The sequence below is a fragment of the Pseudomonas sp. GW821-FHT07F01 genome (genome assembly GCF_059418825.1).
In genome coordinates, this window is the sequence record NZ_JBWKQO010000007.1 from 273,816 (window position 1) to 287,314 (window position 13,499).

General features: G+C 64.6%; 10 protein-coding genes. 9 read left to right on the forward strand and 1 reads right to left on the reverse strand.

From position 1 onward, the window contains the following. Positions 1-129: 129 nt before the first annotated feature. From AC07R1_RS26360 to AC07R1_RS26390, 7 genes are all read left to right on the forward strand, one after another. A complete protein-coding gene (locus AC07R1_RS26360) occupies positions 130-912 on the forward strand; it encodes a class II aldolase/adducin family protein (protein ID WP_495111099.1) in 783 nt (260 codons plus the stop codon). Continuing rightward, positions 912-1,814, forward strand: coding sequence for an alpha/beta fold hydrolase (locus AC07R1_RS26365; RefSeq protein WP_495111100.1), 903 nt, complete (start codon positions 912-914; stop codon positions 1,812-1,814). The genes AC07R1_RS26360 and AC07R1_RS26365 overlap by 1 nt, the downstream gene beginning before the upstream one ends. Positions 1,815-1,952: 138 nt before the next feature. After that, positions 1,953-2,864, forward strand: coding sequence for an SDR family oxidoreductase (locus tag AC07R1_RS26370; RefSeq protein ID WP_492617722.1), 912 nt, complete (start codon positions 1,953-1,955; stop codon positions 2,862-2,864). A gap of 183 nt (positions 2,865-3,047) precedes the next feature. Next, positions 3,048-3,407: a hypothetical protein gene (locus tag AC07R1_RS26375; RefSeq protein ID WP_019093356.1), complete on the forward strand. Its 360-nt coding sequence runs from the start codon at positions 3,048-3,050 to the stop codon at positions 3,405-3,407. 497 nt (positions 3,408-3,904) lie between these two features. Beyond that, positions 3,905-5,695 (forward strand): DUF1302 domain-containing protein, encoded by a 1,791-nt coding sequence (locus AC07R1_RS26380; protein WP_019093357.1) that lies wholly within the window; start codon positions 3,905-3,907, stop codon positions 5,693-5,695. A 24-nt stretch (positions 5,696-5,719) separates the two neighbouring features. Further along, the gene (locus AC07R1_RS26385; protein WP_495111101.1) at positions 5,720-7,087 is read left to right on the forward strand and encodes a DUF1329 domain-containing protein; all 1,368 of its coding nucleotides are present in this window, start codon (positions 5,720-5,722) and stop codon (positions 7,085-7,087) included. A gap of 261 nt (positions 7,088-7,348) precedes the next feature. Further along, on the forward strand, positions 7,349-9,904 hold the full coding sequence (locus AC07R1_RS26390; RefSeq protein ID WP_495111102.1) for a LuxR C-terminal-related transcriptional regulator: 2,556 nt from the start codon (positions 7,349-7,351) through the stop codon (positions 9,902-9,904). Positions 9,905-9,914: 10 nt separating this feature from the next. On the opposite strand, the gene AC07R1_RS26395 is transcribed toward AC07R1_RS26390, so the two are convergent. Continuing rightward, positions 9,915-10,709, reverse strand: a complete 795-nt coding sequence (locus AC07R1_RS26395; protein WP_011059320.1) for an IclR family transcriptional regulator — start codon at positions 10,707-10,709, stop codon at positions 9,915-9,917. A gap of 167 nt (positions 10,710-10,876) precedes the next feature. Here AC07R1_RS26395 and hmgA point away from each other — a divergent pair, with 167 nt between their 5' ends. Together hmgA and fahA are read left to right on the forward strand one after the other, a co-directional pair. Next, complete coding sequence (gene hmgA, locus AC07R1_RS26400; protein ID WP_011059321.1) at positions 10,877-12,181, forward strand: homogentisate 1,2-dioxygenase; 1,305 nt, start codon at positions 10,877-10,879, stop codon at positions 12,179-12,181. A 3-nt stretch (positions 12,182-12,184) separates the two neighbouring features. After that, positions 12,185-13,489: a fumarylacetoacetase gene (gene fahA / locus AC07R1_RS26405; protein ID WP_011059322.1), complete on the forward strand. Its 1,305-nt coding sequence runs from the start codon at positions 12,185-12,187 to the stop codon at positions 13,487-13,489. The last annotated feature ends 10 nt before the right edge of the window (positions 13,490-13,499 follow it).

Consider the following 13,499-nt stretch of genomic DNA (forward strand, 5'->3'; position numbering starts at 1 on the left):
GCCAGGGCCTGATTCCCGGCTGACCCGCACGGCCATCAAGCTGGCTGCCAATGCAACTCCGCCAGCGGCGTGAGCTGTCTAGACTCTGGAGGTCCTCTTCCTATAAGAACCATCACCGAGGTCCTTGCCGTGAGCCTAGCCCCCGTTCAATCGACACCGAGTGTAAAAAACCAGGTCAGCGCCATCGAGTGGCAAACCCGCGTGGACCTGGCCGCCTGCTATCGCCTGGTGGCGATGCATGGCTGGGACGACCTGATTTTCACCCACATATCCGCCAAGGTGCCGGGCACCGAAGATTTCCTGATCAACCCGTTTGGCCTGATGTTCCACGAGATCACCGCGTCGAGCCTGGTGAAGGTCGACCAGGCCGGCAACAAGCTGATGGACAGCCCCTACGAGATCAACCCGGCGGGCTACACCATTCACAGCGCGGTGCATGCGGTGCGTCACGATGTGGTTTGCGTGCTGCACACCCATACCGCGGCCGGGATTGCGGTGTCGGCGCAGAAGCAGGGCGTGTTGCCCATCAGCCAGCAGTCGCTGTTCGTGTTGTCGAGCCTGGGTTACCACCCCTATGAAGGTGTGGCCCTGAACCCCGAGGAGAAGGTCCGGCTGCAGGCCGACCTGGGGGACAACAGTTTCCTGATGCTGCACAACCATGGCCTGCTCACCTGCGGCGCGACCATCGCCGACACCTTCCTGATGATGTTCACCTTCCAGCGCGCCTGCGAGATCCAGGTGCTGGCGCAGAACGGCGGCGCCGAGCTGATTGCCATCCCTGCGCCGATCCTGGCCGGGGCCAGGGCGATGATCGCTGGTGTCACCCGCAGCGCTCAGGGCATGGGCGGCGCTCTGGCCTGGCCGGCCCTGCTGCGCAAACTCGATCAACTCGACCCGGGTTACACGCTCTGATGCCTATTGCCGAGATCCCGCTGTGCGTGTGGCGTACACGCGGACATGACCTGCTCTTTCGCGGCCAGCGCATCCGTTACTGGGTAGCCGGGCAGGGCGAGCCGCTGCTGCTGATCCATGGCTTTCCCACCGCCAGCTGGGACTGGCACTACCTGTGGCAGCCCCTGGCCCGGCATCATCAGGTGATCGCCTGCGACATGCTGGGCTTCGGTGATTCGGCCAAGCCCCTGGAGCATGACTACAGCCTGCTGGAGCAGGCTGACCTGCAGCAGGCGCTGCTGGCCCATCTGGGTATCACCGAGCCGGTGCATCTGCTGGCCCACGACTACGGCGACAGCGTTGCCCAGGAGTTGCTGGCCCGGCACTACGAAGAGCGGATCGATATCGCCAGTTGCGTGTTTCTCAACGGCGGCCTGTTCCCGGAAACCCATCGCCCGGTGCTGACCCAGAAGCTGCTGCTCAGCCCGCTGGGCTGGATGCTCGGGAGAACGTTCAGCCGCCAGGGCCTGGCCAAGAGTTTCCGGCAGATATTCGGCCCCCAGAACCGCCCCAGCGAGTCGGTGCTGGATGATTTCTGGAGCCTGGTGCAGAGCAACGATGGCCCGCGAATCCTGCACAAGCTGATCGGCTATATCCCTGAACGCCGGGCCCGGCGTGAACGTTGGGTCAGTGCCATGCAGCGCGGCGAGGTGCCCCTGCGGGTGATCGATGGTGCCCTGGACCCGATTTCCGGGGCACACATGGTGGAGCGCTATCGGCAATTGATCCCACGGGCCGACACGGTGCTGCTGCCGAGCATCGGGCATTACCCGCAGATCGAAGCGCCCCTGGAGGTGCTCAAGCATTACCTGGAGTTTCGCGACAATCTGCTGTCGCCATCATCACGGTTGGCGTGTTCCTGAACCCCGCGGCCTTGAGCGGGCAAGGCGATTATCCCGCTGCCTTATTGCGCACCATTCAGGTCAAAACGTTTTTATTGTGACCAAAGGCTGGCTGCCTGACACTCGAAGCATTGTCCATTGGCCCTGCTGGAGTTCGGTATGAGTGAGTCTGTGCGCTTGGAAGATAAAGTGGTGATCGTCACCGGGGCCGGCGGTGGCCTGGGCCGGGCCCATGCACTGCTGTTCGCCCGGCACGGCGCCAAGGTGCTGGTCAACGACCTCGGCGGCTCGGCCCAGGGCGAAGGCGCCAGCGCTTCGGCCGCCGACCGCGTGGTGGCGCAGATCCGCGAGGCCGGCGGTATCGCCGAAGCCAGCCATGACTCGGTCACCGACGGTGAAAAGATCGTGCAGAACGCCCTGGATGTGTTTGGTCGGGTCGATGTGGTGGTCAACAACGCGGGGATCCTGCGGGACAAGACCTTCCACAAGATGGAGGACGCCGATTGGGACCTGGTGTATCGGGTGCATGTCGAGGGGGCCTACAAGGTCACCCGCGCCGCCTGGCCATACCTGCGCGACCAGGGGTATGGCCGGGTGATCTTCACCGCTTCCACCTCGGGCATCTATGGCAACTTCGGCCAGTCCAACTACGGCATGGCCAAGCTCGGCCTGTACGGCCTGACCCGGACTTTGGCCATCGAAGGGCGCAAGAACAACATCCTGGTCAACGCCATCGCGCCCACCGGCGGTACGCGGATGACCGAGGGGCTGATTCCGCCCCAGGTGTTCGAGCAGCTCAAGCCCGAACTGGTCAGCCCGCTGGTGGTGTACCTGGGCAGCGAGCAGTGCCAGGAAACCTCCGGCCTGTTCGAAGTGGGCGGCGGCTGGATCGGCAAGGTGCGCTGGGAGCGCAGCCTGGGCGCCGGCTTCGATCCTCGCCAGGGCTTTTCCCCGGAAGACGTGGCGGCCCACTGGCAGCAGATCTGCGACTTCGAGGGCGCGGCTCACCCCAAGGACAATATCGAGGCGTTGAAGGAGATGATGCAGAATCTGCAAAAGTACGCCCTCTGAAGCGCCCCTTTGTCCATCCCCTATCGCCTGTGCCAGGGTGATAGGGGCCGGCTTCTAGCGCTAAGTGCGCCGGGTTTTCAGCACTGGATGCATCACCCCGCCGGGCCCTGGCCCCGGCGGTTTTACTCCTGCAGCGTTCGTCACTATGCTCGACGGTCCGCGAACGAACAGGGAGTGCTGCATATGTATGAGTCAAAGGATCAGCCGGTATTGTCGCGGCTGCTGTTCATCCGCCGTTTATGCATGCATGGGCTGGTGGTGCTGGCGCTGATCATCTTCTCGGTGCTGCTGGGTATCAGCGGCCTGCTGTACTTCGAACAAGACATTTCCTTCCATGACGCCTTGTATGACGCGGCCATGATCCTCGGCGGCATCGGCCCCATCAACATGCCGCAAACCCCTGGTGGCAAACTGTTTTTTGCCAGCTACGGGCTTTATACCAACCTGGTCTTCGCTGCCACCCTGGGCTTGATCCTGTCCCCAGTGGCGCACCGTCTGCTGCACAAGTTTCATTACGACGAGAGCGAGGACGACGCGGCGTAGTTGCCACTTTCCTCTGGTGTTCCAGGCATAAAAAAGGCCGCTGCAAGAGCAGCGGCCGAAGCAAGACGTTAGATCAAGGAGCTACAAAATCAACGTCGGTGAACCAGGGGCAGCAGCTTGAATCACACGCCTTCAAGCGGCTGGAAATCATTCCCGGGAACAGTTCGTGCCCGGTACTTGCAAGGTCAGTGGCAAGCGGTTGTTTGCCGTGACTGCGAGTGAAGAATAAGCCCTGGCCGGGTACGGAAAAATAGCGATTCAGGACAAGGACTGTTACAGCCTGAGCAACAGTCTGAGCGTTTTTTCGCCCCGGTCATCCCCCTGCATCGACGCCCCTGATAAGCCTGCATCCAGCCGCTGGATAACCCCTTGAACGGCCGTGATGGCAAGGGCACTAATCCCTTCGAGTGACAGCGCGAATACCTCCTTGGTGCGCTTATCGACCGTGCTACCCCGGCAGTAGGGTGAGGCCTCCTGTCACTCACCGGGGAAGACGCATGACAAGAATAACAATGCGCGCCATCTTCAAACCGCAGGCGCTGGCCGTTGCGGTGGCGCTGGGCTGCTGCGCCCAGGCGCAGGCGGTGTCGTTCAACATCGGGGAAATCGAAGGGCAGTTCGACTCGTCGCTATCGGTTGGTGCCAGCTGGGGCATGCGCAATGCCGACCGCGCCTTCGTCGGAACGGTCAATGGCGGTACCGCCCAGTCGTCCACCGGCGACGATGGCCGCCTGAACTTCAAGAAGGGCGAAACCTTCTCGAAGATCTTCAAGGGCCTGCATGACCTGGAACTCAAGTACGGCGACACCGGGGTCTTCGTTCGCGGCAAGTACTGGTACGACTTCGAGCTCAAGGACGAAGACCGCGAGTTCAAGCCCATCAGCGACCACAACCGCAAGGAGGGCGCCAAGTCATCGGGGGCGCAGATCCTCGATGCCTTCGTCTACCACAACTATTCCATTGCCGACCTGCCGGGTACCGTGCGTGCCGGCAAGCAGGTGGTCAGCTGGGGCGAGAGCACCTTCATCGGCAACTCCATCAACAGCATCAACCCTGTGGACGTCTCGGCCTTTCGCCGCCCCGGCGCCGAAATCAAGGAAGGCCTGGTGCCGGTGAACATGCTGTTCGCTTCCCAGGGCCTGACCAACCAGCTGACCGTGGAAGGCTTCTATCAGCTGGAGTGGGACCAGACCGTGGTGGACAACTGCGGCACCTTCTTCGGCAACGACGTGGTGGCCGATGGCTGCACCACCGGCTACACCGTCGGCAGCCCGGCCATCGCGCCGTTGCAGCCGGTGGCGGCGGCCTTCGGCCAGGGCTTCCAGGTGACCCGCGAAGGGGTGATCCTGCCCCGCGGCGGTGATCGTGATGCCCGCGACTCCGGGCAGTGGGGCGCCGCCCTGCGCTGGCTCGGCGATGACACCGAGTACGGCCTGTACTTCATGAACTACCACTCCCGCAGCCCGGTGGTGAGTACCACCACCGCCAATGTGAGTCCGGCGACCCTGGGCGCGATTGCCGGCGTCGCCAACGGCATCGTTCCGGGTTCTGGCAGTGGCCTGGTGCAAAGCGTGATGCTTGGCCGTGGCCAGTACTACCTCGAATACCCGGAAGACATCCGCCTGTATGGCGCCAGTTTCTCCACCACCCTGCCCACCGGCACCGCCTGGACCGGCGAGATCAGCTATCGGCCCAACGCGCCGGTGCAGGTCAACACCAACGACCTGACCCTGGCCCTGCTCAACCCTATTTCCGGGGGCGCGGCGTCGCCGATCAAGACCGCCATGGGGGCCGACAACACCGGCTACCGGCGCAAGGAAATCACTCAGATCCAGAGTTCCATGACCCAGTTCTTCGATCAGGTGCTGGGGGCCGACCGCCTGACCCTGGTGGGCGAGGCGGCAGTGGTCCACGTCGGAGGCCTGGAAGACAAGAGCAAGCTGCGCTACGGCCGGGACTCGGTGTACGGCCAATACGGCTATGGGGGCGACACCGACGGTTTCGTCACGGCCACCTCCTGGGGCTATCGCGCCCGGGCCATCCTCGACTACAGCAACGTGATCGCCGGCATCAACTTCAAGCCCAACCTTTCCTGGTCCCATGACGTCAACGGCTACGGTCCCAACGGCCTGTTCAACCAGGGCGCCAAGGCCCTGAGCGTTGGCGTGGATGCCGACTACCGCAACACCTACACCGCCAGCCTCAGCTACACCGACTTTTTTGGCGGGCGCTACAACACCCTGACCGACCGGGACTTCCTCGCGTTGAGCTTTGGCGTGAACTTCTGAACCGGCACAAGAAGGAGCATTTGAATGCGCAAGATGATTCTGCAATGCAGCGCCCTGGCACTGGGGTTGTGGGCGGCCAACCTGATGGCCGCCGTGAGCCCGGAAGAAGCCGCCAAGCTGGGAACCAGCCTGACCCCGGTGGGTGCGGAAAAAGCCGGTAATGCCGACGGCTCGATCCCGGCCTGGACCGGAGGCATTCCCAAGAATGCCGGGGCGGTGGACAGCAAGGGCTTTCTCGCCGACCCGTTCGCCAATGAAAAACCGCTGTTCATCATCACCGCGGCGACGGTGGACAAATACAAGGACAAGCTTTCGGACGGCCAGGTGGCGATGTTCAAGCGCTACCCGGACAGCTACCGGATCCCGGTCTACCCCACTCACCGCAGCGTCGGCCTGCCACCCGAGATCTACGAGTCGGCCAAGCGCAGCGCCTTGAGCGTGACCACTACCAACGACGGCAACGGCCTGGCCAACTTTACCGGCAACCGCTACTACGCCTTCCCGATTCCGAAGAACGGCATCGAGGTGCTGTGGAACCACCTGACCCGTTATCACGGCGGCAACCAGAAGCGCATCGTCACCCAGGTCACCCCGCAGACCAACGGCAGCTACACCTCGATCCGTTTCGAGGAAGAGGTGGCGGCGCCGCAACTGATCCCGGACCTGGATCCGGCCAAGGCGGCCAACGTGCAGAACTTCTTCAAGCAGTCGGTGACCGCCCCGGCGCGGCTGGCGGGCAACGTGCTGCTGGTCCACGAGACCCTGGACCAGGTCAAGGAACCGCGTTCGGCATGGATCTACAACGCGGGCCAGCGTCGCGTGCGCCGCGCCCCGCAAGTGGCCTACGACGGCCCGGGCACCGCCGCCGACGGCCTGCGCACCTCGGACAACTTCGACATGTTCTCCGGTGCTCCCGACCGTTACGACTGGAAGCTGGTGGGCAAGAAGGAGATGTACATCCCCTACAACAGCTACAAGCTGGATTCCCCGAGCCTCAAGTACGACGACATCGTCAAGGCCGGGCACATCAACCAGGACCTGACCCGCTATGAACTGCACCGGGTGTGGGAAGTGGTGGGCACGGTCAAGCCCAACCAGCGGCACATCTACGCCACTCGGCACATGTACATCGACGAGGACAGCTGGCAGGTGGCCCTGGTGGACCACTATGACGGACGCGGCCAACTGTGGCGGGTAGCCGAAGGTCATGTGCAGTACTACTACGACCACCAGGTACCGGCCTACACCCTGGAGGCCCTGTATGACCTGAACGCCGGCCGTTACCTGGCCCTGGGCATGAAGAACGAAGAGAAGCACAGCCTGGAGTTCGGCTTTGCCGCCAAGGCGGCCGACTACACCCCGGCGGCCCTGCGCGCCAGCGGAGTGCGCTAGGCGCCTCTTGGGTTGCAGTGGAGCAATGGTCGAGCCGCACGCTCTTGGGGCGTGCGGCTTTTTATGGCGGCCAGTCCTGGCAAGCGAGCTTGCTCGCCACAGTCGCGGCAATACTGCGTTCCTCTTGACTGGCAGTTATCCGACTGCCTGGTCGGTTTTTTTATGGGGGCTGATCAGCCTGCTGAATACTTCTTCAACTGGCCGGGAGGTCGGGGCTAGGGTGGGGCTACGCTGGCTAAAACTATAAAAAGGCACGCCGCAATGACCGCCATGACTCGTTGTCCAGAGCGTCCCGGGTTCATGCCCCGTTTGTCCTCCCATCATTTTTCCCGCAGCCGCCTGAGCGCGCCGTTGCTGGCCTCCGGTGCGCGGGTCAAGCTGCTTTGCGCGCCTGCCGGCAGCGGCAAGACGGCGCTGCTGGCTGAGTGCCTGCAACAGGCACCGGAGACCTGCCGGGTGAGCTGGTTGCCGTTGTCCGGCGGGCGGCATAGCCCGCAGGGGCTGTGCGCTGCCCTGGCCCAGGCCCTGGGGCTGGAGCGCGATGACGAAGCCACGGTGCTGCAGCACCTGGCGCACCTGCAGGCGCCGGCCTGGATCTTCATCGATGACTATTGCCGGGTCGCGGCTGCGGACCTGGACCTGCTGCTCGATCGCCTGCTGAGCCTGGACAACCCGCAGTTGACCTGGTGGCTGGGTTGCCGTCGCCGGCCCCTGTGCAACTGGCCACGCCTGCTGCTGGACGATCAGTTGTTCGAGCTGGACGGCCCGGCACTGGCATTCAGCCAGACCGAGATCGAGCAACTGCTGCAACGGCTGCCGCAACCCCTGTGTGCGCAGACCGCCAGTCGCATTCTGCAACGCAGTGGCGGCTGGTGCGCCGGGGTGCGCATTGCCTTGCTGGAAGGCAGCGAGCTGACGATTCAGCCCTGCAAGCCGGGGCGCCCCAATACCTTGCTGGAGTACCTGGAGCACGAGCTGTTCAGCGTGCTGCCGGCGGAGCTGGCGCAAGTCTGGCAAGTACTGGCGCACCTGCCACGTTTCAACGCCGAGCTGTGCGAGCATCTGTTCGGCGTCGGGGAGGGTGCCCAGTACCTGCGGACCCTGCAGGACATGGCCTGCTTCATCGAACCCTGGGACGGTGGCGGCGACTGGCTCCAGGTGTTTCCGCCGCTGGCCCGGCTGATGCGCGACGAGGCCTGGCCGGGCGGGCGCTCCTGGCATCGCCGGGCCTGCCAGTGGTTCATTGCCCAGGAGGATTGGCAGTCGGCCTTTGAGCAGGCGCTGCGGGCCCAAGAGTATGAAGTCGCGGTCAGCCTGCTGGAGCATTTCAGTTTCGAGTTCCTGTTCCAGCAGGACAATGCGCTGCTGTTGCTGCAACTGCATGAGCGCCACGGTGGCGAACTCTTGCTGGTGTCGCCGCACCTGGTGGGGCTGCTGGTTGCGGCCATGCTGTTTGCCGGGCGCTTCGAGCAGGCGGGGCAGTGCATGGCGCAGATGGCCCGGTTCGCCCCCCAGCCCTCGGCAGCGCAGCAGCGTCAGTTGCTGGCCCGCTGGCAGGCACAGCAGGGCTGGCTGCTGCACCTGAGCGGGCGGATGGCGGCGGCGCGGCAGCATTTTATCGAGGCCCTGGATGAGCTGGCGGACAGCGCCTGGACCACCCGCCTGCTGTGCCTGTCGGGGCTGACCCAGCAGGCCCTGCTGGGTGCGGAGCTGGATGTGGCCCAGGCCCTCAATCGTGAAGCCCTGTGCCTGGCCCGGGCCCAGGATGCCCAGCTGTTCGAAGGCCTGCTGGAACTGGACCATGCCCAGTTGCTGGAGCAAAGGGGCGCGCCGCATCGGGCCCAGAGCCTGCTGGAGCAGGTCTGTGAGCGCTTGTCGATGCAGGCGCTGCGGGCGACCCCGCTGCTCGGTCGCATCGCCCTGCGTCTCGGTCGCCTGGCCTTGCGCCAGGGGCATGCAGAGCAGGCGGCCGGCTACTTTCGCAGCGGCCTCGAGGATTGCCTGCTGAGCCACGACAAGCGTGCCTTGTATGGTTTCCTCGGCCAGGCCCAACTGGCGGCCAACCAGGGTGATTATGCCCAGGCCTTCGTACGCCTGCGGGATGCGGAGCGGCTGATGCAGCAGCGGCAGATTCCCGACACGGTGTACCGGGGCGTGCTGTTGCAGGTCAGCAGCCAGCTCTGGCTGCAACAGGGGCGACCGGAGCTGGCTCAGGAGGCCTTGAGCCGCTTGCTCCGGCACTTTCGCGGCCCCCAGGCGCTACAGGCGCCACCGGCCACCCTGGAGTTGATTCCGGGGATCGAATACCTGCTGGTGCTGGCCGAGGTGCACCTGGGGCGGGCCCAGGCGCCGATCGCTACCTTGCAGGGGCTGCTGGCCCGGGCCCAACGCCACGGCATGCAGGGGTTGGAGGCCGAGGTGCAACTGGCCCTGGCCGAGGTCGCCCACCTGCAAGGCAACCCGGCGCTGGCGCAGGAAGCATTGCAGGCCGGGCAGGCACTAGTGCAGCGATGCAACCTGCCGCAGGCACTGCACGAACTGCGCCTGCGGCAACCACTCTTGCTGGCTGCGGGGGAAGCGCTGCAGACGCCGTCATCGGCAGGCCCCCTGGAAAACCGCGAAAGCCTGCTCAGCCTGCGGGAACTGCAAGTGCTGCAACTGATCGCCCAGGGCTGTTCAAACCAGCAGATCGCCGAGCAATTGTTCATTTCCCTGCATACCGTGAAGACCCACGGGCGCCGGATTCACAGCAAACTGGGGGTGGAGCGGCGTACCCAGGCGGTAGCCAAGGCCCAGGCCCTGGGGCTGATGAGTTGAGCGCTAGCGGTTATTGCGGCTGATAACCCATGCGCCAGCTCACTGCAGAGCTGGCCGCCAGCAGACGTTGGGCTGCGGGCCCATGTTCATCGGCGTGGAACAGCGACGTCGGCCCTACCACGGTCAGCACCGCGGCGATTTTGCCGGTGGCATCGAACACCGGCGCCGACAGGGCATCGACACCGGGCATCAGCAAACCGTGGACATGGTGCAGCCCGCGCTGGCGAATCTGCTCGGCCAGGGCATCGTGCACCTGCTTGTCGGCCAGGGCGTGGGGGCTGCCGGTTGCCAGTTCCTGCTGGCGCAGGTCGAGGGTTTCGCGCTGTGGCAGGTAGGCGTTGAACACCAGCCCGGTGGATGAACTGAGCAGTGGCAGCACCGAGCCCAGTTGAGTGACCACGGTCACCGCCCGCACCGCCGGTTCGATATGCACCACCGTCGCGCCCTGGTTGCCCCACACCGCGAGGAAGCAGGTTTCGTTCAATTCGTCCCGCAGTTCCGCCAGGGGCAGGGTCGCGACTTTCAGTACGTCCATGCTGCCCAGGGCGGCCAGGCCTACCCGCAGGGCTTCGCGGCCCAGGCCGTAGTGATTGGTGGCGCTGTTCTGTTCGGCAAAGCCGCTGGCAATCAAGGCCTGCAGGTAGCGATGCACCTTGCTTGCCGGCATCTGCACATGTTCGGCCAGGCGCGAAAGGGAAGTGGCCGGCGACAGTTCGGCCAGGGCCTTGAGGATGTCGGTACCGACCTCGGCCGAGCGGACTTTCTGTTTACCGGTGCTGTCGCTGATGCTGCGCGGCTTTTCCATGGAGGCATTGGGGTCCCGTGACAAGTGGCGGTCTTTATAGCTTGACGCTCCTGGGCAATCAAATTACGTTATGCGTAATTGGATTACGATAAAAATAACCCAGGCGTGCCGATAGCTCTTGTGAGGGAGTGGTGGGCCCCTGCCTATTCCAACTTCCAGGAGGCTCCATGAACCTCGATTCTTCGGCGTCGGCCCTCAGCTACCAATCGGGCTTCGGCAACGAATTTGCCAGCGAGGCCCTGCCAGGGGCGCTGCCCGTCGGCCAGAACTCCCCGCAAAAAGCCCCTTATGGCCTGTACGCCGAACTGTTTTCCGGCACCGCCTTCACCATGACCCGCAGCGAAGCCCGGCGTACCTGGATGTACCGCATCCAGCCCTCGGCCAAGCACCCGGCTTTCGCCAAGCTTGCGCGCCAGCTGGCAGGCGGCCCCCTGGGTGAGGTCACCCCCAACCGACTGCGCTGGAGCCCCCTGCAGATTCCAAGCGAGCCCACCGATTTCATCGACGGCCTGGTGGCGATGGTGGCCAACTCGGCTGCGCAGAAGCCGGCGGGTATCAGCGTCTATCACTACCGTGCCAACCGCTCGATGGAGCGGGTGTTCTTCAATGCCGATGGCGAGCTGCTGCTGGTGCCGGAGCTGGGCCGCCTGCGCATCGTCACCGAACTGGGCATGCTGGACCTGGAGCCATTGGAAATCGCCGTGCTGCCTCGCGGGCTGAAATTCCGCATAGAACTGCTGGACCCGCAAGCCCGTGGCTACGTCGCCGAGAACCACGGTGCGCCGCTGCGCCTGCCGGACCTTGGGCCGATTGGCAGCAACGGCCTGGCCAACCCCCGGGATTTCCTGGCCCCCGTGGCTCATTACGAAGACCTGCGCCAGCCCACCACGCTCGTCCAGAAGTACCTCGGCGAGCTCTGGGGCTGCGAGCTCGACCACTCGCCACTGAACGTGGTGGCCTGGCACGGCAACAACGTGCCGTACAAATACGACCTGCGTCGTTTCAACACCATTGGCACCGTCAGCTTCGACCACCCGGACCCGTCGATCTTCACCGTATTGACCTCGCCCACCAGCGTGCCGGGCCTGGCCAACCTGGACTTCGTGATCTTTCCGCCACGCTGGATGGTGGCCGAGAACACCTTCCGTCCACCGTGGTTCCACCGCAACCTGATGAACGAGTTCATGGGCCTGATCCAGGGCGCCTACGATGCCAAGGCCGAAGGCTTCCTGCCCGGCGGCGCGTCGCTGCACAGTTGCATGAGCGCCCACGGCCCGGACGGCGAGACCTGCACCAAGGCGATCAACGCCCAGTTGCAGCCGGCCAAGATCGACAACACCATGGCCTTCATGTTCGAGACCAGCCAGGTGCTGCGCCCGAGCCAGTTCGCCCTGGAGTGCCCAGAGCTGCAGAACGACTACGATGCTTGCTGGGCCTCGCTGCCCGTCACCTTCAACCCGAATCGGAGATAACCCATGACCTTGCCCACCATCACCCGTAGCTGGGTCGAGTCCGCCAACGGTCACCCCGACTTCCCGTTGCAGAACCTGCCCCTGGGCGTCTTCAGCACCCAGGGTTCGGCGCCCCGCAGCGGGGTCGCCATTGGCGAACAGATTTTCGACCTGGAAGCGGCGCTGGATGCCGGGCTGTTCGAAGGCCAGGCCCAGGCTGCGGTGCAGGCGGCCCGTGGCGGCCAGCTGAATGCGTTCTTCGAACTCGGCCGCCCGGCCCGGGTCGCCTTGCGCGAACGCCTGCTGGAACTGCTCGGCGAAGGCAGCAGCCTGCGCGGCAAGATCGAGGCCCAGGGGGCGAAACTGCTGCCCCTGGCCGCGGACTGCCAGATGCACCTGCCGGCCAAGATCAACGATTACACCGACTTCTATGTGGGCATCGAACACGCGCAGAACGTCGGCAAGCTGTTTCGCCCCGACAACCCGCTGCTGCCCAACTACAAGTACGTGCCGATCGGCTACCACGGTCGCGCCTCCACTATCCGTACTTCCGGTGCCGACGTGCGCCGGCCCAAGGGCCAGACCCTACCGGCCGGGCAGTCCGAACCGACTTTCGGCCCCTGCGCGCGCCTGGACTACGAATTGGAGCTGGGCATCTGGATCGGCCAGGGCAACGAGATGGGCGAGCCCATCGCCATTGGCGACGCCGCCGAACACATCGCCGGGTTCTGCCTGCTCAACGACTGGTCGGCGCGGGATATCCAGGCCTGGGAATACCAGCCGCTGGGCCCGTTCCTGTCGAAAAGCTTCATTACCAGCATTTCGCCCTGGGTGGTGACCGCCGAGGCCCTGGAGCCGTTCCGCCAGGCCCAGGCCCCGCGCCCTGAAGGCGACCCGCAACCGCTGCCGTACCTGCTGGACAAGCGCGACCAGGCCGCCGGTGGCTTCGACATCGAACTGGAAGTGTTGCTGACCACCCGCACCATGCGCGAGCAGGGCCTGCCGGCACACCGCCTGACCCTGAGCAACACCCGGTACATGTACTGGACCGTGGCGCAGATGGTTGCGCACCACAGCGTCAACGGCTGCCAGTTGCAGGCCGGCGACCTGTTCGGTTCGGGCACCTTGTCCGGCCCAGAGAGCGGCCAGTTCGGCAGCCTGCTGGAGATCACCGAAGGCGGCAAGAAACCCATCGAACTGGCGTCCGGCGAGGTGCGCAAGTTCCTCGAGGACGGCGATGAAATCATCCTGCGCGGGCGTTGCAGCCGTGAGGGTTTCGCCTCCATCGGCTTCGGCGAATGCCGCGGCACGGTCCAGCCGGCACGTTAAGGGAGAGCCC